Genomic DNA, 22,086 nt, shown 5'->3' with positions numbered 1-22,086 from the left:
TAGGGGCGCGGGGCTGCGTCGATGTGCGGCTCCGCCGCGTGGGCGCGAACAACCCCCACCCACCCGCAGCCGCCAACGACACCGCGCCCCGCCAATTCCTCCGGCGGGGCGCGAAGCCATGCCTTCAGCGGTCAAGAACCCTGCGCAGAACCCCTTCAAGCGTCTGCCCCGCAGAAGCCGCCGCCTCATCCGTACGCCAAGCCACAATCCCGTCCGGCCGCACCAGACTCGCCCCCGCCTTCCCGATGCCATACCGCTCGGACACCACGTTCTCGGAGTCGGTCAGCCCGGCCCCCACCCGGTACGCCCTCACCGGCACCCCCAGCTCCACCGCGACCGCCTCCGCCGCCGCGACCCAGCCCGCCCCCAGCTCCCCCACCAGCAACGTCCACCCGTCACCGAACAGATCAACCGTCGAGAGCCGCTCCCCATGCCGCGACACCAGCACATGCGGCCCACGGAAGCCGGGACGCCCGCTCGGCGTCAACGGGTTCTCCACCCGCGCCGGATCGTCGTCCGTGGCCAGCACCGCCGAGGACCGGTAGCGGAACCCGAGCAGCGTCTCGGGGTACCCCACCGACTTGTCCCACACATCAGCCATGTGCGGCGCCATCCGCTGCGCGTAGATCGCCAGCGCCTCTGCCACGACCAGCTCGGCGGCGACCTTGCGCTCGTCCTCGTACGTACCGAGGAGTCCCGCCCCGGCCTGCCCCTGCAGCACCGCCGCCAGCTTCCAGGCCAGGTCGAACCCGTCGGCGACGGCCGCGTTGCCGCTCATGCCCCCGGTCGGCGGGGTGACCTTCGCCGCGTCACCGACCAGGAACACCCGCCCCTCGCGCCAGCGTTCGGCGATCCGGGCCGCCATCTCCCAGCCCTGGATGTCGACCAGCTCGGGCTGCACCTCGGGGGCGTCCAGGGCGAGGCCGATGAGTTCGACGCAGCGCTCCGGTGTGAAGTCCTCCGGGCTCTCGCCCTTGTCGGGGTCGTACTCGACGAAGAGGGTGTGCCGGTCGGGCCGGTCCGTAGGCCCGAACGTGCCCGTGAACTCCGGGTGGTGGAGGTAGTACCAGCCGGTCGTGCCCGGCTCCATGATCCCGGAGAGGTCCGCGTCGAAGATGACCCCGACCATGTGGGTCAGCGTGCCGTGCCCGTACCGTTCGATGCCCAGCGACTCCCGCACCAGGCTGCGGTTGCCGTCGGCGCCCACTAGGTACCCGGCGCGCAGGTCGTACTCGCCGTCCGGCCCCATCAGCCGGGCCGTGACGCCGTCGTCGTCCTGGCTGAAGGAGAGCAGCCGGGTGTCGAAGCGGATGTCGCCGCCGTGCTTCCGCGCCTGCGCGAGCAGGATCGGCTCCAGCTTGTCCTGGGACAGCATCGCCCAGCCGGCCGGCGTGCACGGCTCGGTGGCGGCCACCATGTCGTCGAAGCTCTCCGAGACGGTCCGCAGGATCTCGCCCCGCACGCTCTGGGCGAGCCGGATGACGAAGTCGCCCTGGGTGCCGCGGATGTCGTCGGCCCGGACCACCTCGTCGGCGACGCCCCCGATGCGCAGCAGCTCCATGGTGCGCGGGTTCTGCCCGGCGGCCCGCGGATAGGGCGAGAGGCCCGGCCTGCGCTCCACCACGAGCACGCGGACGCCCTGCCGGGCGAGGAACATCGCCGTCGACAGGCCGCCGAGGCCCGCACCCACCACCAGAACATCGACCTCGTGGTCGTTCATGTCGTTCCTCTCTCGTCGTTTCTTGCGCGTTCCCGTCGCTTGGTTCACGCCCGGACACCGACGAACAGGCCGCGGCCCGACGGCGCCTCGGGCAGGTACTCGACCGCGAAGCCGGCCTCCCGGAAGGCCTGTTCGTACTCGGCGCGGCTGAACAGGGAGATGATGTGGGTGTCGACGAAGTGCTGGGCTCCGGCGCCGGGTTCGGCGACCACGAAGTGCACGTCCATGTGCGAGGTACGGCCCCGGCGGGCGGAGTGCGAGACCCGGGAGACGGTGACGCCGTCGACGGTCACGATGTCGGCGGAGACATGGCCGTCGGCGAACGTCTCGTAGAACCACCACGGGTCGACCACGGCCACCCCGCCCGGCTCCAGATGCCGGGCGAACATCTTCAGGGCCCGGCCGAGTTCGGCGACCGATGTCATATAGCCGACGGAGCCGAACATGCAGGTCACGACGTCGAAGGTGGTGCCGAGGCGGAAGTCGCGCATGTCGCCCGCGTGCACGCTCACCCCGGGCAGCGCCGACCGGGCCTCCTCGGCCATCGGCTCCGACAGCTCCACTCCCTCGACGTGGGCGAAGAGGTCGGCGAAGTGCCGCAGATGGCCTCCGGTGCCGCAGGCGACGTCGAGCAGCCGTCCGGCGCCCGGCCTGCTCCGCCGGGCCGCGGCGGCGACCGCCTCGGTCTCGGCCCGGTAGTCCTTGCCGCGCTCCCGGTGCACCAGGTCGTAGACCCGGGCGAGGTCCGCCCCGTACATGGTCTCTCCCGCGCGCTGCTCGTCCGCCACGGTCAGGCCGCCGAGTGGGTGTGGGCGAGGATGACCTCGGCGAGCGGCCCGTGGACCGAGGAGGGCAGGGCGTGCCCCATGCCCGGGATCTCCGCGAGGCGGGCGGTGGGGATGAGCCCGGCGAGGTGCTTGCCGTGCGGCGCGGGGGCGATCGGGTCGTGCTCGGCCTGGATGACCAGGGTCGGCACGGTGACGTCGCGCAGCTCGGCGGCCCGGGCCGGCGGCGGCAGGGTCAGCGAGTAGTGCGCGTACGGCTCGGCGAGGGCGCCGCCCGCGTGGTCGATCGACCGTTCCTCCCACCGCGCGTACTCGGCGTCGTCGAACGGCACGCCCGTGCCGGAGAGGATGCGCCACTTGCTCACGCGCTTGGCCACCTCGGCGGCCCGTCCCTCGGCCGGCTGGTTCATCAGGGCGAGCGCGTCAAGGAACGGCTGCTGGGGCCCGGGCAGGCCGTCCAGCGTGGGTTCGCCGCGCATCACGCGCTCGATGTTGGCGTCGAAGTCGATGTCGAGCCCGCCGCCGAGCATCATGGTCAGGCTGCTCAGCCGGTCGTGGTGGTCGAGCGCGATGACCTGGGTGATGGTCGCCCCCATCGACAGGCCGACGACATGGGCCCGGTCGACGCCCCAGCCGTCGAGGACGGCGACCGCGTCGGCGGCCAGTTCGCCGAAGCCGTAGGGGTGCTCGGCGAAGTCGCGGGTGGTGGAGCGGCCGGTGTCGCGGTGGTCGTAGCGGATGACGTGGAGGCCGCCGTCGGCGAGCCGCCGGGCGAACTCGTCGGGCCAGCCGAGGGCGGAGAGGTTGCCGCCCATGACGAGCAGCAGCGCCGGGTCGGCGGGGTCACCGAAGTCGTCGCTCCACAGCTCGACGTCCCCGCTCGGCACGATGCGTTCGGACATGTGTCTACTCCTGTGCTGGGAGGGCCGGGGCCGCTTCCTCGGAGACGGCCGTGAACTCGAGGATCGAGAAGTCGAACGGGAGGGTCGTGGAGCCGCTCGTGCGCTCCGAGGCCAGGGCGAGACCGGCCGACGCGGCCAGGGCCACGACCTCGTCCCGGGTGCGCACCCGGCCGCCCATGAACGTCAGCATCCGCAGGTCGAGCAGCGTGCTGAAGAACCGGTCGGCGCCGTCGCCCTCGACGTCGGCACGGTCGAGGACCAGGAGCTTCCCGCCCGGTTCCAGCGCCCTGACGCAGCCGCGCAGGATCGTCAGCGCGTCCTCGTCGGACCAGTTGAGCAGGACGAACGACAGCAGGACGACATCGGCGGTGACGGGCAGCGGCTTGAAGAAGTCGCCCTCCGCCACCGTGACCCGGTCGGCCAGACCGGCGTCCGCGAACCTGCGCCGGGCGCGCTCGGCGGGACCCGCCAGTTCGACCAGGGTGCCCCGCAGGTGCGGGGCCCGCTGGGCGATCGCCGCGAGCATGCCGCCGTTGCCGCCGCCCACGTCGAGGACGTGCCGGACCGCCGACCAGTCGTACGCCTCGGCCGGGGCCTCGTAGGCCAGGTCCTCGTCGCAGGACATGAGCGCGTCGAAGGAGTCGGCCAGCGTCACGTCCGCCGAGAGGTCCTCCCAGAAGGGCCGCCCGTACCGCCCGGCGTAGGCGGGGCGGCCGGTGCGGATCACGTCGAGGAGCCCGGTGAAGGCCAGGTCGGCGTGGGAGACGGCCCCGTTGAGGTCCAGCCAGGCCCGCTGCTGGGCCGGGTGGCCGTCGGCGAGGAGCATCCCGAGCCGGGTCGGGCGCAGCGGCTGGTCCGGCTTCTCGCCGCACTCCAGGACGCCGACGACGGTCAGGTGCCTGACCAGGCGGGAGAGCGCCTGGGGGTGGGTGCCCGTACGGTCGGCGAGGCCGGCGAGGGTGTCGGACCCGGCCAGGAGGTGATCGACCAGGCGGAGCGTCGCGGCGACCCTCAGGGCCATCGGGGTCACCAGGTTGCCGAGGTTCTTCAGGAGTACGTCGAGGTCCTGGTCGGTCGGTTCCGGGGGTTCCCCGGGTGCGGAAGAGCTCACCGTGTTCCTTCCCTTGGGCGTCGGTGTGCCGGAACTAAGGCGCTGCTCAGGGGTCCTTTCGAAGGGACCCTCAGGGGCGCCAGCCCTCCTCGGTGGGCCAGGGCTCGCCGAGCTGGCGGTAGGTGCCGAGATAGTCGGGCCAGTCGCGGTGGTCGCGGATCTTTCCGTCGACGATCCGGATGAGGTGAATCTGTTCGCCGGAGAACTTGCGCCCGGTGGCGGGCATTCCTACGAGTTCGCCCACCTGACGTCCGTACAGGGCGAGTTTCGCCCGCACCCAGCTGCCATTCTCCTCGTAGCCGATCTCCTCCAGATGGGCGTCCTCGGAGAAAGTGAGCTTCAACCACTTCACCGCGAGTGCGAACGCCTCGGGACCACGCAGTTCCGGCATGTGTTCCAGGGCGCCGGGATTGAGGTACTCCTCGTGGATGAACTCGGCGACGTCGTCCGTCTTTCCGGTGTTGTAGCTGTTCACCATGCGGCGAACAATGTCGATGCGATCGCTCACGGTCGGCACTCCTTGTCGGTCGTCGATGAGTTCATCCTGGCTTCCGCGCCTCTTCGCAACAATCCTTTTCCGCACCGGCTCGACCCGTTGACAAGCCGGTTTCGAGCGGCCACCGAGCGCCTTCCGACCCACATTTCAGAGGGACGGGTCAGGGTGGTCGGGTCGGCTTTCGTCACCCGGAGGACCCATGGACAAGACGAAGTACAAATCGACGGTCACCGAGGCGTTCAACAATGCCGCGGCGACTTATGACCAGTTGGGCGTCGAGTTCTTCACACCGATGGGCCGACGACTTGTGGAAAGGGCCGATCCGCAGCCGGGGCAGCGTGTTCTCGACGTGGGATGCGGGCGGGGCGCTTCGCTGTTCGTGGCGGCGGAGAAGGTGGGCACGTCCGGCCATGTGCTCGGCATCGACATCGCGCCGGCCATGGTGGAGGAGGCCCGCCGGCAGGCCGTCGTGCTCGGCGCCCGGCAGGTGGAGGTCCGGGTCATGGACGGCGAGCACCCGGACTTTCCGGCCGCCTCCTTCGACGTGGTGACCGGCAGCTACAGCCTGATCTTCCTGCCCGACGCGCCGGCCGCGCTCCCCCGGTACGCGGCCCTGCTGCGGCCGGGTGGCCGGATCGCCTTCACCAGCCCGGTCTTCACGGAGGACACCTTCCCCTTCCTGCCGCCCGTGTTCACGGATCTGATCCCCGAGCGCCTGCTGCGCAACCTGCCGGCCGACTGGCGGCCGGACGCGCTGAAGCGACGGTTCAACAGTTGGCTTCAGGACACCGGCGATCTGACCCGGGCGATGGTCCGCGCCGGATTCGAGGACGTGGAGATCGCCGACGAGCACATCGATCTGCGCGCGCCGGACGGCGAAACGTGGGTCGACTGGTCCCACACGCAGGGAATGCGCTTGCTCTGGCAGCACCTCCCGGAGTACGAGAACCGGCAACTGCGCCACCGTCTGACCACCGAGCTGGACCGGCTGCGGGGCGAGGGCCCGCTGCATCTGCCCACCCCGGTCAGGTTCGTCAGCGCGTCGATCGCGAACTGAGCGCCCGCCACGGAGCACGTGGAGCCCGGTCCCCCCTCGGACAGGGCTCCACGTGGCGTCAGTAGACGCGCACCGCGCCGGAGGACGACATCCGCACGATGTCCCCGGTGGGCCTGCGGAGGTTGCCCTGCGCGTCGATCGACTCCGCGTTGAGGATGGAACGGTGCAGCTCCTGGGCCATCGGACCGGGTTCGAGGCCGAGATGGTTGACCAGGTTGACCCGCAGGCGCTGGAAGAGCTCCAGGGCCTGCGCCCGCCGGCCGTTGAGGTAGAGAGCCCGCATGTACTGGGCGTGCAGGCCCTCGTGGTACGGGTTGTCGGCCGTCAGCGCCGCGAGTTCGGTGAGCACCTCGCGGTACATGCCGAGCCGCAGCTGGGTGTCGACGAGGTACTCCAGGACGACCAGCCGGGACTCCTCGAACTGCTGGCGCCGCCCTTCGAGGATCCGGCCGGCGACGACGTCCACGAGCGCGGGTCCGCGCCACAGTTGCAGCGCGCTGGAGAGGGTGGACAGCGCGGTGCTGTCGTCCCCCGACGACAGCGCCCGGCGTCCGTCGGACACGAGCTGGTGGAACCGGTGGACGTCCAGATCCCCCTGGGTGGTGCGGAAGAGATAGCCACCGGACCGGGTCACGAGGATCTCGGAGGCGACCTGACGGGCGGTCATTCCCGTCGCGGACGCCAGCAACTTGCGCAGGTTGAGGATGTAGGTCTGCAGCGTGGTCAGGCAGCTGACCGGAGGCTCCTCGTCCCAGAGTTCGCGTATCAGTGACGACACGGGTACCACCTGGTCGGCGTGCACCAGCAGTGTGGCCAGAACGCTTCTCATCTTCGGTGCGCTCGGAGTGTGCAGATCGCCCTCGACCTGCACAGAAAGTGGGCCTAAAACTCCTAGCTTCACGACGTTCCCCCATAGATCGCAGAAAAGCTACTGGTCTACCGACCGTCAACGCCTCCGGCGGTTCACAAGTTCCCCACAGGGAGAACAGAATTTCGCCAGAAAGGAAAGCGCTGTCAGCGCCAGGATTTTCGTTGCGAGAGCAACAAAACCGATTGCGCAATCAACAGTCGGCCCGGGTTCCGCGGGTGCCGCCGAACGAATCAAGCCACCTTCAACAGGCTGTTGACCACGGACAGAAACCCGGCGGGGGTCGTCACTTCGGAAAGATCCTCTTCGGGGATCTCCACGTCGTACTCGCGCGAGACTCGGGCCGCGGTCTCCAGGAGGGCCAGCGAGTCGTACCCGAGGTCGGTGAATTCCATGTCAACTGCGTTTTCCGCGCCAGTTACGGACTCCTCTTCCCCCGCGCACTCACGCAGGATGGCAAAGAGTTTCTCGCTCGTCAGTGCCGCCACGACAGTTCTTCCTCCCCTTGCGGTCGCTACCTCTCGCTCCTTCGGGACCGTCAGGATCAACAACGGCCACGAAGTTCACCCTATGCAGATTCAGAAGGAACAGACTCGAGAACCGATCGAGCGGACTTGAACAGAAGGTGACCGTGGCGCCCTCACCTCGTATCGCGGTCGATATCGGCGGGGCGATTGTTGTCGGCCGGGAGACTTCCGGCCTACTGTCGCAGAGAATGCCCAGACTAAGGAGGAGCCAGTGAAAGGAATTGTGCTGGCAGGCGGCTATGGCAGCCGTTTACACCCGATCACCCTGGCTGTTTCGAAGCAGTTGCTTCCCGTCAACGACAAGCCGTTGATCTACTACCCTCTGTCGGCACTGATGCTGGCCGACGTCCGGGACATCCTCATCATCGCCCTGCCCGGCGACATCCCTCAGCTGCGCCAACTGCTGGGCGACGGCAGCCACCTGGGGATCTCCCTCACCTACGCCGAGCAGCCCGTTCCCAACGGACTCGCGCAGGCCTTCATCACCGGGGCCGACCACATCGGCGACGACTCGGTCGCCCTCGTCCTCGGTGACAACATCTTCCACGGAAACGGTTTCTACGATCTCCTGGACGTGCACTCCCGGGACATCGACGGCTGTGTCCTCTTCGGATATCCGGTCACCGATCCCGAGCGCTACGGCGTGGGCGAGGTCGACGAATCAGGCCGGCTCGTCTCCCTGGAGGAGAAGCCCGAAAAACCCCGATCGAATCTCGCCATCACCGGGCTCTATCTCTACGACAACGACGTCGTGGAGATCGCTCGCGGAATACGCCCGTCGGCACGCGGCGAACTGGAAATCACCGACGTCAACCGGATCTATCTGGAACAGGGCCGGGCGAAACTCGTCACGTTCGGCCGGGGATTCGCCTGGCTCGACGCCGGCACTCCGCAGTCGCTGCTCCAGGCCGGCCAGTACGTCCAGACCCTGGAGGACCGGCAGGGCGTACGGATCGCCTGCCTGGAGGAAGTCGCCCTCCGCATGGGCTTCATCGACGCCGACGCCTGCCACCGACTCGGGGCGAAACTGTCCCGGTCGGGATACGGCGAGTACGTGATGGCGGTGGCGAGCGAACTGAACGTCTGACCGCCCCGGGGACGCGGGCCGGGCCGGGGACGATGCCCCCGGCCCGGCCACTCCCCGGCTTCTCACCCCTCGTCGAGCAGGTTCAGCTGCTCGTCGTCGAGGGCGATGTCCGCCGCTGCCATGTTGGACCGCAGGTGGGAGAGGGAGGCCGTGCCCGGGATGGGGAGCAGGGTCGGGGAGCGGTGCAGGAGCCAGGCGAGTGCCACCTGTGTTGTCGTCGCACCCGTCTGCGCGGCCACCCGGGCGAGCGCACTGTCGGGGGCCGGCCGGGCCGTGCCGGCGAGCGGCTTCCAGGCGATGAAGGCGATGCCCTCCCGCTCGCAGTGGTCCAGCTCCTTCTCGTAACGCCGGTCGTAGAGGTTGTACTTGTTCTGCACGCTCACGACGCGTGCCACGCCCCGGGCCTGCTCGATCTGCTCCACCGTCACCTCGGAGAGCCCGATGTGGCGGATCTTCCCCTCGTCCTGGAGCTGCTTCAGCGCCCCGACCTGGTCCTCAAGCGGCACTTGGGGGTCGACCCGGTGCAGCTGGAAGAGCTCGATGCGCTCAAGGCGTAGTCGGCGCAGGCTCAACTCCGCTTGCTGGCGGAGGTAGTCGGGGCGGCCCAGCACCCGCCACTGGTGGGGGCTGGGCCGGACCTCACCCGCCTTGGTGGAGACGACCAGACCCGGCGCATAGGGGTGGAGCGCCGACGCGAGCAGTTCCTCGTTGGCCCCGAGCCCGTAGACGTCGGCGGTGTCGATGAACGTCGCGCCGAGCTCCACCGCGCACCGTGCCACCTCGGCGGCCTTGTCCGGCCGGGCGGGCGGGCCCCAGTGGTGGGGGCCCGTGAGCCGGAGCGCCCCGAAGCCGAGCCGGCCCACGGTGAGGTCGCCTCCCAGGGTGATGTGTGTACCGACGGCTCGGCCGGGTCGCACGGTGACCGTTTCCTTTCAGCCGGGGATCAGGGAAGCCGGACGGAGAGCGGGTGCTGGAAGACGCCGCGGGGGTCGTACTTCGCCTTGACCTTCTGGAGGCGGCGGTATCCGTCCTTGTAGTAGAGGGTGTGCCAGGGCACGTCCGAGGTGTTCCAGCGCGGATCGGCCAGATCGGTGTCGGGATAGTTGATGTAGCAGCCGTCGTGCTCGTCGTTCGGCACGGGGACGCCGCCGGTGTCGCGGAACACGTCCCGGTACAGCTCGCGGATCCAGTTCAGGTGCACGTCGTCGAGGGCCGGATCCATCCAGGTGGCGGAGAACCACGCCTTGAGGATCGAGTCCCGCTGGGGCACCGCCGTGGCACCGGGCGCCACGGTGTTGACCTTCCCCCCGTACGAGTAGAGGTCGACAGCGCCCCAGCCCTCGAACGCGGGGTCGGTCAGGTGCTTGTGCACGGTCTTGATGCGCTCGGGCGTCCAGGTCCGCCTGAGGTAGGCGCTCTTCGACTTGTGCCGGTCGTAGCCGCCGGTGTCGAAGCGCGCCCCGAGGGTGGCCTGGAGCCAGAGGTCCTCGGTGTGCTCGATGGCCGGCTCCAGCCCGGTCCCCGCGTTGACGGCGTTGACGTACCGCTCGATCAGCTCGGCGGCGTCGGCGCGGCCGCCGTCGAAGCGGATGTCCAGGGAGATCGAGCCGATCGCGTGGGTGTTGAGGTGCAGGGTGCTGTAGAGGCTGCCGTACCGGGCGTCGGCATGGTTCTGCTCGTACCACCGACTGAAGTTGGTGACGAGCTTGGTGAACTTGGCCAGGTCGAGATCGGCCCACGACCAGGTCACAAAGGTGGAGCGGAGCCGGGTGGGCGGCTTGGGCAGCAGGCCCGAGGGGTCGTCGCCCGAGGCCCCGGGGGTACGGAACAGATAGCGGGTGACGATGCCGAAGTTGCCGCCGCCGCCCCCGGTGTGCGCCCACCAGAGATCGTGGTGGGGATCGTCCCGTTCACGGGTGGCGGTGAGGGTGCGTGCCTTGCCGTTGGCGTCCACCACCACGACCTCGACGCCGTACAGATGGTCGACGACCGTGCCGTCGCGTCGGGTCAGCGGCCCGTAGCCGCCACCGGCGACATGCCCGCCGGCACCCACCTGGGGGCAGACCCCGGCGGGCAGGGTCACGCCGTAGTCGTAGAACAGCGTGCGGTAGACCTCGCCCAGGGTGGCGGCGGGCTGCACGGCGAACGCCCGGTGCTCCTTGTCGAAGTAGACCGAGCGCATGGGCGAGGTGTCGATGAGCACACGCACGTCGCGGTGGTCGGCGAAGTTCTCGAAGCAGTGCCCGCCGCTGCGGACCGCGATCCGCTTCCCGGCCGCCACCGCGTCCGTGACGACCTGGTCGATCTGCTTCGGCGTGTGGACCACGTGCACGAGGTCCGGCGACCCGACGAAGCGGGCGTTGAATCCCCTGGCGACCAGTTCGCCGTACCGGGGGTCGGCGGCGGCGACCGTGGTGACCGGCGCCTCCGGTACGCACACGTTGGCCCTGGCCCGCGCGGCCTCGGCCGGTGCCGCGACGGCCCCCGTGGTGGCGACCGCCGCGGCACCCGCCCCTGTGGTTCTCAGAAATCCCCGGCGACTGAATCCGCCCATGACACACACCCAACCCTTCGATGAGAAACGAGTGGGTGGAACGGCGCGATGACGCGTCCCCCCTCACGGCACGGCCCCCTGCCGTCCGCGCGCGGGACCCGGTTCGACCGGGCCCCCGACCGACGCGCACTCCCCCGAGCATCGCCGTAGCCGCCGCCTCACCTTCAGGCGTCGGACACCCGTCAATCCTGTGCGGGCCCCTGCGGCTCCAGCACGATGACGGGGATCTTCCGGTCGGTCTTCTTCCGGTAGCTCTTGTACTGCGGAAAAATCACGGTCATCGCCTCCCAGAGGCGATCCCGTTCCCCCTCTTCCGCTTCCCTGGCGACCGCCTCGAACGTGTCCGCGGCCACCTGCACCCGCACCCGCGGCTCCGCCAGCAGGTTGAGGTACCAGTGAGGATGGTGGTCGGATCCGCCGTTGGACCCGACGACGACGTAGTTGCCCTGATCCTCCCCGTAGATCAGTCCGGTCCGCCGCAGCGCCCCGGAGCTGCGGCCCCGTGTGGTCAGCAGCAGCGTCGGCTTTCCGTACCAGATGTGCCCGTTCGAACCCTCGCTGGCCACGTATCGACGCACATGCGTGGCGACCCAGCCGGTCGGGCTGTCGAGGACCTCGTCCTGTTCGTGCATGCACTCACTCCGTCCGTCGGTGGGCACAACGTACCACCGGATACTCCAATTTGAGTATCAACTGGCACTTCCCCTCAAATCACGTGGTTCGAGGGGGAGTTGCGCTGCGCTGACTGCTTTTGGCAGCCCGACGGACGCGGTAAGAGCATGCTGGGCCGGACCCGCCTCACGCAACGAAATCCGGACATCGGCCACCTGCCTTCGACCGCGTCTCGAGTGAGTCTCGAGACGCTCTGCCGTGACCTGCGGAGGTGTTCTAGAAGGGGAACCCGCTGCGGCCGTGCTGCACCGAGATCCACTTGGTCGTGGTGAAGGAGTCAAGCATCGTGTCGCCGTTGAGCCGGCCGATGCCCGAGTGCTTCTCGCCACCGAAGGGGACGATGGGCTCGTCGTGGACGGTGCCGTCGTTCACATGGAACATGCCCGTGTCGATCTGCTTGGCGAACGCGACGCCCCGCTCGACGTTCCCGGTGTGGACGGCACCGCTCAGACCGTACGGCGTGTCGTTGACGAGGCGTACGGCCTCCTCCTCGCCGTCGAACGGGACGAGGAACGCGACCGGGCCGAAGACCTCCTGCCGCAGCAGCGCCGAGTCGGCGGGGACGTCCGTCAGCACCGACGGCTCGACGAGGTTGTCCGTCCGCCCGCCGCGCACCAGGGCCGTGGCGCCCTCGGCGAGGGCCTGCTCGACCACGCCGGAGACGGCGTCCGCCTGCGAGGAGTTGATGACCGGGCCGATGACGGTCTCCGGGTCGCGCGGGTCGCCCGCCTTGAGGGTCTTCACCTTGGCGACGAACTTCTCGGTGAACTCGTCCGCGACCGACCGGTCGACCAGGACGCGGTTGGCGGCCATGCAGACCTGGCCCTGATGGACGTACCGGCTGAAGACGGCCGCGTCCACCGCGTAGTCGATGTCGGCGTCGTCGAGGACCACCAGCGCGCTGTTGCCGCCCAGTTCGAGGACCGAGCGCTTGAACAGCCGGGCGCAGACGGTGGCCACGTGCCGGCCGACCGCGTCGGAGCCGGTGAAGGAGATGACCTTGGGGACCGGGTGCTCGATGAAGGCGTCGCCTATCTCCGCGATGTCGGTGATGACGACGTTCAGCAGACCGCCGGGCAGCCCCGCGTCCTCGAAGATCTTCGCGACCAGGGAGCCGCCGACGACCGGCGTGTTCTGGTGCGGCTTCAGCACCACGGCGTTGCCGAGCGCGAGCGCCGGGGCGACGGACTTCAGCGACAGCAGGAACGGGAAGTTGAAGGGGCTGATCACGCCCACGACGCCGACCGGTACGCGGTAGACGCGGTTCTCCTTGCCGTCCACCGGCGAGGGGATGATCCGGCCCTCGGGGCGAAGCGCCAGATGGACCGCCTCGCGCAGGAACTCCTTGGCGAGGTGCAGCTCGAAGGCGGCCTTCAGACGGGTGCCGCCGAGCTCGGCGACGATGGCCTCGGAGATCTCCGCCTCGCGCTCCTCGATCAGCCGCAGAGCCTTCTCGAAGACGGCGCGGCGGGCGTACGGATTGGTCGCCGCCCACTGCTTCTGGGCCCGGGCGGCGGCCTGGTACGCCTGATCGACCTCGTCGGCCGTGGCTATGGTGATCGACGCGAGCTTCTCGTCGTCGTACGGATTGAAGTCGATGATGTCCCAGGAGCCGGTACCCGGGCGCCATTCACCGTCGATGTACTGCTGTGCAAGGTCGGTGAAGTAGGACGACGACATGTGATCCCTCGATCCCTAAGCAGACCTCTGATCGCGCCTTCACGATCTGATCACACGTCATCGTACTTCTGTTTCAGATGAGTTGGAGGAGCACTTCAGGAGAGTTGGAGGGCCTCTTCAGGAAAGCTGGAGAAGCCCTCGGAGAAGGTCCCGGCTCTCCGAGGGGCCCGGGCTGTCGCTCTGCAGCTCCTTGAGTGCCTTCTCGTACTGGGCGACGTCCTCGGCCTTGTCGAGGTACAGCGCGCTGGTGAGCTGCTCCAGGTAGACGACATCCGAGAGGTCGGACTCCGGGAAGCTGAGGATCGTGAACGCGCCACTTTCGCCGGAGTGGCCGCCGAGGCTGAACGGCATGACCTGGAGCCGCACATTGGGCCGCTCGGAGATCTCGATGAGGTGCTGGAGCTGGCCGCGCATCACCTCGCGGTCGCCGTAGGGGCGGCGCAGGGCGGCCTCGTCCAGGATGATGTGGAAGTCGGGAGCCCGCTCGTCGACGAGGTACTTCTGCCGCTCCAGACGCAGCGCCACCCGCCGTTCGACGTCGGCCTCGCTCGCGCCCTGCATGCCCCGCCGGACCACCGCGTGCGCGTACGCCTCGGTCTGCAGCAGGCCGTGCACGAACTGCACCTCGTACGCCCGGATCAGCGAGGCGGCGCCCTCCAGGCCGACGTAGGTCGGGAACCAGCTGGGCAGCACGTCCGAGTAGCTGTGCCACCAGCCCGCGACATTGGCCTCCTTGGCCAGGGACAGCAGGGAGGCGCGCTCCTGCTCGTCCGTGATGCCGTACAGCGTGAGCAGGTCCTCGACGTCCCTGGTCTTGAAGCTCACCCGGCCCAGCTCCATCCGGCTGATCTTCGACTCGGATGCGCGGATCGAGTAGCCCGCCGCCTCGCGCGTGATGCCCCGCGCCTCACGCAGACGCCTGAGTTGTGATCCGAGCAGCATGCGCCGCACCACCGATCCCGGCTCTCCCGCGCTCACGTTCGCCAGCCTCCCCAACGTCTTCAGGGCCCGAAGTCTGCCACTAAAACACTCCGAGCAGTACTCGTCCGGTTACGGAAACGGAATCGCATCGGAGAACGCTCGCGCGCGAATGCAAGAAGAAGGCATGCGAACGGCCGGAGAGAGACACGAAGATGACGGAAAAATTGACCAACAAGCGGTACGGGACGGCTCATTCCGGTCACGTGCACGTGCATCTGCCCTTGCATCTGCTGAACGCATCCGAAACCATGGTCCCGCACCACCGCCGCATCGCACCGACCGCGAATTCTCGGGAGTGCCTCGCATGGGGACGAATGGATCAACCATGCTCGAGCCGTTACGGCAGGGCCTTCCGCCGCTTGATCCAGCGGCCGTGTCCGACGCCGCCTCCTGCGCTCTGCCCGCCCGCTACGAAGCGGTGCGCGACGCACGGCGGTTCACTCGCGGGACCCTCGACCAGTGGGAGATGGGCGATCGCTTCGACGACGTCTGTCTGGTGGTCTCGGAGCTCGTCACCAACGCCCTGCGGCACGGCCTGCCGGCCAACACCGCGTGCACCGCGGGCCGGGAGCCACCGGTGCGGCTGCATCTGATGCGCTGGACCGAGCGACTGGTGTGCGCGGTGCGCGATCCCAGTCACGACAGCCCCGTCGCACGGGAGACCGACGACTTCTCGGCCGAGTCGGGCCGCGGACTGTTCCTCGTCGACTCCTTCAGCGACAGCTGGGGCTGGCACCCGCTCGCGGGCGCGCTCAGCGGCAAGGTGGTCTGGGCACTGTTCCGGCTGCCGCGAGCCGGCGCCGAATGAGCAACCGCGGCGCTTCCTGGCGCCGCGGTTCTACGCGCGTTACAGCGCGTATATTTCCGATTACCCCCGGTTTGTAAGGGGTCTGTCACCTCGTCAGCCACCCACCAGGTGGTCGAACTCGCCGTCCTTCACACCCAGCAGCATCGCCTCGATCTCCGCGCGGGTGTAGACCAGCGCGGGACCGTCGGGGAAGCGCGAGTTGCGTACGGCCACGTCCCCGCCCGGGAGCCGGGCGAACTCCACGCACGAGCCCTGCGAGTTGCTGTGCCGGCTCTTCTGCCAGGCCACACCGTTCAGCCCGGCGGCCGCCATCCCGTTGTACACGTCGTGGTCCACAGGTCGCTCCCCGGTGGTGCACTGGCTTATGTGGCCATTGATGCAGTGGTCAACTGACCCGGATCATAGCCCTGTTCATGTGCGGATGCATGAGCAGATGCACGTGCACGCGGGGTGGTCCTGCGGTTACAGCTTTGACGACCGCTTTACCGAGTCCTTCTGTTTGACGGCGCTGCCTTCTCGCGCGTTCCCGGAGGCAGACGGGGAAGTCGGCGGGTTCGGCGGAGGTCCGGTGGAGGCGGAGCATCCACTCGGCGGCGGGGGCGAGGGGCCGGCCGGGGGCCGCGAGGAAGAAGAGGGAGCTGACAGCCCGCGGGCCGGGGACCGGGCAGGACGGGCCGTGCTCCATCCGGAAGACGACCGCGACCTGCGGGGCCAGGGAGAAATGGGCCTCTCGCAGGACCGGGACGTCGTCCTGTGGGCCGGTGTCCGGCTCGCACCATCGGCGGACGGGCGGTCGGCCACCCGGCCCTGCCGGTCCGCCCGGCGTGCACCAGCTGAAGGTCCGGAACACAGGCATGAGGTCCCCCACGCGTCAAGCGTGGGGAACCTCACCCGGGCCGGTTCCTCAGCGGGAGGCGTACGGCAGCAGCGCCATCTCGCGCGCGTTCTTGATCGCCTTGGCCAGCTGCCGCTGCTGCTGCGACGACACCCGCGTGACCCGGCGGCTGCGGATCTTGCCGCGGTCGGAGATGAACTTCCGCAGCAGGTCGGTGTCCTTGTAGTCGATGTACGTGATCCCTGCCTGGTCCAGCGGATTGGGGCGGTTCTTGGCGGGGAGCTTGCGGTCGGGCTTGCGGGGCATCGGGGATCAGACCTCCAGGAGGGTGTCGAAGGCGTGCGGCAGCCGCTGCCAGGCGTCGCGCCCGGCGGCGTACTCGGCGTCGGTCAGCAGGCAGGACTCCAGCAGCCGCTCCAGGCCGTCCCGGTCGAGGCCGGGCGAGGTGAAGACGAGGTGCTGACCGCGGTCGCCGTGCTCGGGGTGCCAGTCCAGCGCGGCGGCTGCGCGGCGCACCGGCGGGACCATCTCCCAGGCCGCGTCCGGCAGGGAGGCCAGCCAGGGCCCCGCGCTCTCCACGCACAGGGCTCCGCCCGCCGCGTCCCAGTGGTACAGCGTGTCGGGCTTGTCGGCGAGCCAGAACCGGCCCCGGCTGCGGGCCGCCGCGCAGGTCAGGTCCTCCAGGGCGGCGTAGAGCCGCTCGGGGTGGAAGGGGCGGCGCCTGCTCCAGACCAGGGTGGAGACGCCGTGCGCGTCGGCCTCGGCGGGCAGCAGGGCGCAGGCCGGGTGCTGGGCGGCCGCCGCGGCCTCCACGTCGAAGCCGGCCAGGGCCGCCTCGGCCAGCGGCGTCAGCGGGCGCCGGCGCGGGGCCGGCACCGTGAGGCCGTCGTCGGCCGGCGTGCCCGCCGGGTCGCCCGGGCCGATCGGGACCTGGCGCGCCGTCGGGTGCAGTTGCGCGAGCAGCTCGCGGTCCTCCTCGTCGGCCTCGGGGGACTCGGCGACCGCGAGGACGGGGGCGTACTCCAGTTGGCGCGCGAAGGTGTCGGCGACTGTGCGCTGGTCGGTCGCGGCGGCGGCGAGACCGCCGTCGGCCAGGTCGTCGCCGTTGCCGAGGTACGGCAGGACCAGGGCCGGGTCGACGGCGGTGAGCACGCCGGTGACGGTGAGGCCGCCGGCCGTGACGACCTCGGCCATCGCCTTGGGCTCGACGGAGTCCCACAGCTCGACGACGGCCAGCGGCGTCCGCCCGGCATCGGCGAGCCGCTCCAGCTCCGGGACCAGGTCCTCGCGCAGGGCGCAGCAGGCACAGTCGTTGACCAGCGGCGCCTCCCCCGCGTCGAGGACGCCGGTGGCGTCCCGGACGGTCCGTACGACCGTGCCGGCCGCGGCCGTGGCGAGGTCGTGATGGAGGGCGACGCTGCCGGGCACGTCGGCGAGCAGGCGTGCCACGGCGGCCCTGCGCGCGTCGGCGTGCAGCCCGCCGACGATCACGACGGAGAGACCGGGAGGGCCGGGGAGACCGGAGCGACCTGAAGGGGCAGTCACCGGGTCAGCCCTTCTTTCCGTACCGGCGCTCGAAGCGCTCCACGCGCCCCGCCGTGTCCAGGACGCGGGCGGTGCCGGTGTAGAAGGGGTGGCTGGCGTCGGAGATCTCGACGTCGACGACCGGGTAGGTGTGGCCGTCCTCCCACTCGATCGTCTTCTCGCCCGCCCCGGCCGCGAGGGTCGAGCGGGTGAGAAAGGCGTAGTTCGCGGCGCGGTCGCGGAAGACGACCGGGCCGTACTCCGGGTGGAGTCCCTCGCGCATGGTCAGCGCTCCTCTCGGAAGTCGACGTGGCGGCCGGCGACCGGATCGAACTTGCGCAGGATCATGCGGTCCGGGTCGTTGCGGCGGTTCTTGCGGGTCACGTAGGTGTAGCCGGTTCCGGCGGTGGACCGGAGCTTGATGACCGGCCGGAGTTCGTTGCGTGCCATGCCGCTACACTACTGAAAATGAATTCCATTTGCACCACCTGAGTCAGAGAGGTACGTCACCACATGTCCGCGCACTGCATGCTGACCGGCGCCCGGCCCGGCTTCGGCAACCGCATCTCGCACTCCCACCGGCGCACGTCCCGCCGCTTCGACCCGAACATCCAGTCCAAGCGCTACTGGCTGCCGGGCGAGGGCCGGTACGTCCGCCTCCGGCTGAGCGCCAGGGCGGTCAAGACCGTCGACACGATCGGAGTCGAGGCGGCCGTCGCCCGGATCCGCGCCCGGGGAGTGAAGGTCTGATGGCGAAGAAGAGCAAGATCGCGAAGAACGACAGGCGGCAGGAGGTCGTCGCGCGGTACGCCGCCCGGCGGGCCGAACTGAAGGAGATCATCCGGCGGCCGTCGTCGACGGAGGCGGAGCGCCTCGCCGCGCAGGCGGAGTTGCGCGGGCAGCCGCGCGACGCCAGCGCCACGCGGGTCCGCAACCGCGACCAGGTGGACGGGCGCCCGCGCGGCTACTTCCGGGCGTTCGGGCTGTCCCGGGTGAGTCTGCGGGAGCAGGCGCACGCCGGGTATCTGCCGGGGGTTCGGAAGTCCTCCTGGTGAAGGGCCCCGGGGGACGCGCACCCGGGGCCTCTTGACCGGCCCTGGTAGCTTGCTGCGATCGTTCCGGCAAGGGTCGGCGGGCCCGCTCCGGGCCCGCCGGGCGGGTACAGCTTGGGGGCTTGCAGTGACTTCGGTGATCTTCTCGCGTCGCACGGGAGCGCGGCGGCGGCTGCGGGTCGCGGCGGCGGCCGCGGGGCTGGCCGGTGTGCTCGCCCTGTCCGCGTGCAGCAGTGACGGCGACTCCGGGGACGACTCCGCGTCCGGCCCGGCACCGTCCCCCTCGGCCTCCGCCTCCGCGTCCGACGGCGCGGACGGCGGCTCGGACGGCTCCGGCTCCGGCTCCGGCTCCGACACGCTGGCGGGCAGCTGGCTCGCGACGACCGGCGGCAAGGCCGTGGCCCTGGTGATCACCGGCAAGCAGGCCGCGCTCTTCGCCACCGGCGGGAGCGTGTGCAGCGGCACCGCCGGCGAGGAGTCCGGGATGCGGATGGTCCGCCTGAAGTGCACGGACGGCAGCAAGGACCGGACGACCGGCATGGTCGACTCCGTGAACAAGACCAGCCTGAAGGTCACCTGGGAGGGCGGCCTCGGCGCCGAGACCTACACCAGGACCGAGGGCGGCAAGCTGCCGACCGGGCTGCCCACGGCGGGCCTCGGGTAGGAGTGCGACTCCGGCGGGCGGCCTGCCCGGGTGCGTGACGGTCCGTCCGTCCGAGATGATCCCTCCATCGGAACCGCTCACCGCCATCACGCACCAGAGGTCCCCATGCGCACCCTTCCTCCCCTCGCCCTGGCCGCCGCCCTCGCCGGGACGCTCCTGCTGACCGCCTGCGACGACGAAGGGGCCGGCACCGACGACGTCAAGAACGCGGACCGGCCGTCCGCTACGGCCTGCGCGATCGGCGACATGGGCGTGGAGGCCGGGGCCGGCGCCGCCCCGGCAGCCGGGGACACCGGCAACGTCACCGTGACGCTCACGAACAAGGGCGCGCAGTGCACGCTGAAGGGCTTCCCCGCCGTCGACCTCGTGGCCGCGGACAGCACGGCCTCCGTCCCCGCGGACAAGGCGGCCCAGGCCGCGAAGGCCGAGTCGCTCACCCTGGCCAAGGACGGCACCGCCTCCTTCACCATCACCTACGTCCGGGGTGAGGCGAGCGGCCCCCGGAGCCTCCCCGTACGGAAGGTGTCCTTCGGCCTGCCCGGCGCGACCGCCACGCACGACGTGAAGTGGTCGTACGGCCCGGTCGCCCTGAAGGGCGAGGCGGGCGAGCCCAACGCCTCGGTGAGCGCCTTCCAGGCGGCCGGCGACTGACGGCGGATCAGCGCAGCGGCGGCCGGTGCCCGACCTGGGCGCGGTCCGCCGCCTGCGCGCCCTCCGTCCAGCCCGCCGCGTCGCGCACACCGCGCAGGCGGGTCGTGGTCGTCTCCGGGAACATGCGGTCAAGCCGCCCGGTGACCGCGACGTCGCGGGTGGCGAGGACCGGGAGCAGATCGTCGCTCACCTGGGCCTGGGCCACTTCTCCCAACCGGGTGCCGATGCGGTGGGCGTAGGCCGCGAGGAAGGACTGCCGGAACGTCTTGGTGCGCCTGCGGCCCCTGGCGCGCTGGGCGGCCTCCGCCTTCGTCATCGCGGTCGTGGCCTGCACGAGGAGCGAGGTGTAGAGGAGTTCGACCGCTTCCAGGTCCGTTTCGAAGCCGACGACGGTGGAGAAGCCCAGAGGTTCGTTCCACACCGCACGGCAGTGATTGGCGGAGGCGACGGCATCCAGCAGCACCGCCTTGGCCTGTTCGTACGGCGGTTCCACACCGATCCGGCAGGCGCCCGGGGTGTCGGGCGAGGGCGCCCGTGCCGCGAGCAGCGCCTCGTCGACGCTGTGCCGGGCCATCAGCTCCTGCGCCTTGGCACTGAGCGCCTCCGCCTCCTCCGGGAAGCCGGTGGCCTCCGCCTTGGCGAGCAGGGCGCGGATGCGGGTGAGCATGCGGGACTCGGCCCCGGCCCCGCCGGTCGTCCCACCCGTCGCCTCCCCGGCCGCCTCGTCGAGGGCTTCGAGGGCGGGCAGCCGCAGCAGCAGGCGGTACAGCTCCAGCACGGCGGTGGCGTGCGAGAAGCGGTCGGCGCGGGGCGGGGCGCCGTCGGGGAGTTCCGCGAGCTGCGCGCTCCAGCGGCGGCCGCGGGCCCGGTCGCCGGGCGCCTGCGCCCGGATCAGCCCGGCCACGAGCAGCACATGGACGTCCTCCAGCTCGCTCCGGACGATCCGTACGACGTCGGCCGGCTGCCAGCCGCGCCGCCAGGACGCTGCCACGAACTCCTCCCCGCGCCGGGCGAGTTCGGCATCCGCCGCCGGGTCGGAGGCGAGCAGGGAGGCGCCGGTGTCGAGGGCCGTCTCGCCGGTCGCGTACAGGGCTGCCTCGAACGCGCGGTCGACGGTGGGGGACGTACTCACGGGGCCGATGGTGCCACGCTCCAGGGTGTCAACTCGCGGTTGACACTCCACAGGGCGCAACCTACGGTTGACACCATGACGAAGAACCCCGACATCACGTCATCCGTGCGCCTCGACGACCTGATCGCGGCGATCAAGAAGGTTCATCAGGAACCCCTCGAGCAGCTCCAGGACGCGGTGATCGCCGCCGATCACCTCGGTGAGGTGGCCGACCATCTGATCGGCCACTTCGTGGACCAGGCCCGGCGTTCGGGCGCCTCCTGGACGGACATCGGCAGGAGCATGGGGGTCACCCGGCAGGCCGCGCAGAAGCGCTTCGTGCCGAAGGAGTCGGCCGACCTCGACCCGAGCCAGGGCTTCAACCGCTACACGCCCCGCGCCCGCGACACGGTGATGGCCGCCCACAACGAGGCCAGGTCCGCGCGCAACGCCGAGGGCCTGCCCGAGCACCTCGTCCTCGGTCTGCTGGCCGAGCCGGAGGGTCTCGCCGCCAAGGCGATCGTCGCCCAGGGCGTCTCCCTCGACGCGGTGCGCGAGGCGGCGACGGCGGCGCTCCCGCCCGGCGTCGAGGAGGCCCCGGAGCTCGTGCCGTACGGCCAGGCCGCAAAGAAGGTCCTGGAGCTCACCTTCCGCGAGGCCCTGCGCCTCGGCCACAACTACATCGGCACCGAGCACATCCTGCTGGCCCTGCTGGAGCACGAGAACGGCGAGGGCGTCCTCAGCGGCCTCGACATCGGCAAGGAACGGACCGAGCAGTACGTCGTGACCGCGCTGGAGAAGATCATGCAGGCCCAGAGGGAGACGCCGGGCGAGTCGTGACACCGTTGTAGCGGCGACTGCGGCGGGCGCGGCGAGTTGGGCGGGTTCGGCGGGCGCGGCGGGTTCGGCGGGCGCGGCGGGTTCGGCGGGCGCGGCCCCTACGTCAACCAGGATCGCTGCCACGTCATCCGGCAGATCTGGGCGTATGCGCAGTCCGTCCC

At 70.3% G+C, this 22,086-nt stretch carries 26 protein-coding genes; 8 read left to right on the top strand and 18 right to left on the bottom strand.

What is annotated here, in order from left to right:
• Nucleotides 1-124: 124 nt before the first annotated feature.
• The 5 genes from rdmE to ACWIF2_RS23165 form a co-directional block, all read right to left on the bottom strand.
• A complete protein-coding gene (gene rdmE / locus ACWIF2_RS23185; RefSeq protein ID WP_454362543.1) occupies nt 125-1,768 on the bottom strand; it encodes an aklavinone 12-hydroxylase RdmE in 1,644 nt (547 codons plus the stop codon).
• A complete protein-coding gene (locus ACWIF2_RS23180) occupies nt 1,765-2,514 on the bottom strand; it encodes a class I SAM-dependent methyltransferase (RefSeq protein WP_454362550.1) in 750 nt (249 codons plus the stop codon). Before ACWIF2_RS23180 ends, rdmE begins: the two co-directional genes overlap by 4 nt.
• Nucleotides 2,511-3,407, bottom strand: coding sequence for an anthracycline biosynthesis tailoring methylesterase RdmC (gene rdmC, locus ACWIF2_RS23175; RefSeq protein ID WP_454362541.1), 897 nt, complete (start codon nt 3,405-3,407; stop codon nt 2,511-2,513). The genes ACWIF2_RS23180 and rdmC overlap by 4 nt, the downstream gene beginning before the upstream one ends.
• A 4-nt stretch (nt 3,408-3,411) precedes the next feature.
• A complete protein-coding gene (locus ACWIF2_RS23170) occupies nt 3,412-4,518 on the bottom strand; it encodes a methyltransferase (RefSeq protein WP_454362539.1) in 1,107 nt (368 codons plus the stop codon).
• 70 nt (nt 4,519-4,588) lie between these two features.
• Entirely contained in the window at nt 4,589-5,026 is a 438-nt protein-coding gene (locus ACWIF2_RS23165) for an ester cyclase (protein ID WP_261681994.1), read from the bottom strand.
• Nucleotides 5,027-5,213: 187 nt separating this feature from the next.
• Between ACWIF2_RS23165 and ACWIF2_RS23160 the strand changes: the two genes are divergently transcribed.
• Nucleotides 5,214-6,071, top strand: coding sequence for a class I SAM-dependent methyltransferase (locus tag ACWIF2_RS23160; RefSeq protein WP_454362537.1), 858 nt, complete (start codon nt 5,214-5,216; stop codon nt 6,069-6,071).
• Nucleotides 6,072-6,129: 58 nt separating this feature from the next.
• Here the strand turns inward: ACWIF2_RS23160 and ACWIF2_RS23155 are convergent, their stop codons facing one another.
• Nucleotides 6,130-6,942: an AfsR/SARP family transcriptional regulator gene (locus ACWIF2_RS23155; protein ID WP_444545445.1), complete on the bottom strand. Its 813-nt coding sequence runs from the start codon at nt 6,940-6,942 to the stop codon at nt 6,130-6,132.
• A 230-nt stretch (nt 6,943-7,172) separates the two neighbouring features.
• Nucleotides 7,173-7,427 carry an acyl carrier protein gene (locus ACWIF2_RS23150; RefSeq protein WP_454362535.1) on the bottom strand — a complete coding sequence of 85 codons (255 nt, stop codon included), beginning with the start codon at nt 7,425-7,427 and terminating at the stop codon, nt 7,173-7,175.
• A gap of 250 nt (nt 7,428-7,677) precedes the next feature.
• On the opposite strand from ACWIF2_RS23150, the gene rfbA reads away from it, so the two are divergent.
• Nucleotides 7,678-8,553: a glucose-1-phosphate thymidylyltransferase RfbA gene (rfbA, locus tag ACWIF2_RS23145; protein WP_454362533.1), complete on the top strand. Its 876-nt coding sequence runs from the start codon at nt 7,678-7,680 to the stop codon at nt 8,551-8,553.
• A gap of 62 nt (nt 8,554-8,615) precedes the next feature.
• On the opposite strand, the gene ACWIF2_RS23140 is transcribed toward rfbA, so the two are convergent.
• From ACWIF2_RS23140 to ACWIF2_RS23120, 5 genes are all read right to left on the bottom strand, one after another.
• A complete protein-coding gene (locus tag ACWIF2_RS23140; protein ID WP_454362531.1) occupies nt 8,616-9,470 on the bottom strand; it encodes an aldo/keto reductase in 855 nt (284 codons plus the stop codon).
• Between the two features lie 26 nt (nt 9,471-9,496).
• Nucleotides 9,497-11,107, bottom strand: a complete 1,611-nt coding sequence (locus ACWIF2_RS23135; protein ID WP_454362529.1) for an FAD-binding oxidoreductase — start codon at nt 11,105-11,107, stop codon at nt 9,497-9,499.
• A 182-nt stretch (nt 11,108-11,289) separates the two neighbouring features.
• A complete protein-coding gene (locus ACWIF2_RS23130; protein ID WP_454362527.1) occupies nt 11,290-11,739 on the bottom strand; it encodes a nitroreductase family deazaflavin-dependent oxidoreductase in 450 nt (149 codons plus the stop codon).
• 256 nt (nt 11,740-11,995) lie between these two features.
• On the bottom strand, nt 11,996-13,459 hold the full coding sequence (locus ACWIF2_RS23125; protein ID WP_454362525.1) for an aldehyde dehydrogenase family protein: 1,464 nt from the start codon (nt 13,457-13,459) through the stop codon (nt 11,996-11,998).
• A 117-nt stretch (nt 13,460-13,576) separates the two neighbouring features.
• Nucleotides 13,577-14,401, bottom strand: a complete 825-nt coding sequence (locus ACWIF2_RS23120) for a helix-turn-helix domain-containing protein (protein ID WP_189725931.1) — start codon at nt 14,399-14,401, stop codon at nt 13,577-13,579.
• A gap of 343 nt (nt 14,402-14,744) precedes the next feature.
• On the opposite strand from ACWIF2_RS23120, the gene ACWIF2_RS23115 reads away from it, so the two are divergent.
• On the top strand, nt 14,745-15,248 hold the full coding sequence (locus ACWIF2_RS23115) for an ATP-binding protein (protein WP_454362524.1): 504 nt from the start codon (nt 14,745-14,747) through the stop codon (nt 15,246-15,248).
• A 93-nt stretch (nt 15,249-15,341) separates the two neighbouring features.
• Here ACWIF2_RS23115 and ACWIF2_RS23110 read toward each other — a convergent pair whose 3' ends face one another.
• The 5 genes from ACWIF2_RS23110 to rpmG form a co-directional block, all read right to left on the bottom strand.
• Complete coding sequence (locus ACWIF2_RS23110; RefSeq protein WP_229873094.1) at nt 15,342-15,560, bottom strand: DUF397 domain-containing protein; 219 nt, start codon at nt 15,558-15,560, stop codon at nt 15,342-15,344.
• A gap of 592 nt (nt 15,561-16,152) precedes the next feature.
• Nucleotides 16,153-16,389, bottom strand: a complete 237-nt coding sequence (gene rpsR / locus ACWIF2_RS23105) for a 30S ribosomal protein S18 (RefSeq protein ID WP_454362523.1) — start codon at nt 16,387-16,389, stop codon at nt 16,153-16,155.
• Nucleotides 16,390-16,395: 6 nt separating this feature from the next.
• Nucleotides 16,396-17,628 (bottom strand): CobW family GTP-binding protein, encoded by a 1,233-nt coding sequence (locus tag ACWIF2_RS23100; RefSeq protein ID WP_454362522.1) that lies wholly within the window; start codon nt 17,626-17,628, stop codon nt 16,396-16,398.
• Between the two features lie 4 nt (nt 17,629-17,632).
• The gene (locus ACWIF2_RS23095) at nt 17,633-17,890 is read right to left on the bottom strand and encodes a type B 50S ribosomal protein L31 (RefSeq protein ID WP_454362521.1); all 258 of its coding nucleotides are present in this window, start codon (nt 17,888-17,890) and stop codon (nt 17,633-17,635) included.
• Between the two features lie 2 nt (nt 17,891-17,892).
• Nucleotides 17,893-18,057 (bottom strand): 50S ribosomal protein L33, encoded by a 165-nt coding sequence (rpmG, locus tag ACWIF2_RS23090; protein WP_193483085.1) that lies wholly within the window; start codon nt 18,055-18,057, stop codon nt 17,893-17,895.
• A gap of 63 nt (nt 18,058-18,120) precedes the next feature.
• Between rpmG and rpmB the strand changes: the two genes are divergently transcribed.
• From rpmB to ACWIF2_RS23070, 4 genes are all read left to right on the top strand, one after another.
• Nucleotides 18,121-18,357 (top strand): 50S ribosomal protein L28, encoded by a 237-nt coding sequence (rpmB, locus tag ACWIF2_RS23085; RefSeq protein ID WP_382491035.1) that lies wholly within the window; start codon nt 18,121-18,123, stop codon nt 18,355-18,357.
• The gene (gene rpsN, locus ACWIF2_RS23080) at nt 18,357-18,662 is read left to right on the top strand and encodes a 30S ribosomal protein S14 (protein WP_454362520.1); all 306 of its coding nucleotides are present in this window, start codon (nt 18,357-18,359) and stop codon (nt 18,660-18,662) included. Before rpmB ends, rpsN begins: the two co-directional genes overlap by 1 nt.
• 133 nt (nt 18,663-18,795) lie before the next feature.
• Nucleotides 18,796-19,323: a hypothetical protein gene (locus ACWIF2_RS23075; protein ID WP_454362519.1), complete on the top strand. Its 528-nt coding sequence runs from the start codon at nt 18,796-18,798 to the stop codon at nt 19,321-19,323.
• A 105-nt stretch (nt 19,324-19,428) separates the two neighbouring features.
• Nucleotides 19,429-19,974, top strand: coding sequence for a DUF4232 domain-containing protein (locus tag ACWIF2_RS23070; RefSeq protein WP_454362518.1), 546 nt, complete (start codon nt 19,429-19,431; stop codon nt 19,972-19,974).
• Nucleotides 19,975-19,981: 7 nt separating this feature from the next.
• On the opposite strand, the gene ACWIF2_RS23065 is transcribed toward ACWIF2_RS23070, so the two are convergent.
• The gene (locus tag ACWIF2_RS23065; protein WP_454362517.1) at nt 19,982-21,106 is read right to left on the bottom strand and encodes a DUF2786 domain-containing protein; all 1,125 of its coding nucleotides are present in this window, start codon (nt 21,104-21,106) and stop codon (nt 19,982-19,984) included.
• Nucleotides 21,107-21,181: 75 nt separating this feature from the next.
• On the opposite strand from ACWIF2_RS23065, the gene ACWIF2_RS23060 reads away from it, so the two are divergent.
• Entirely contained in the window at nt 21,182-21,925 is a 744-nt protein-coding gene (locus ACWIF2_RS23060) for a Clp protease N-terminal domain-containing protein (protein WP_454362516.1), read from the top strand.
• Nucleotides 21,926-22,086: the final 161 nt, after the last annotated feature.

It is taken from the genome of Streptomyces sp. NPDC055506 (genome assembly GCF_053643595.1).
Note: the sequence above shows the minus strand (reverse complement) of the source record. Positions and strands in the feature narration are given on the sequence as shown.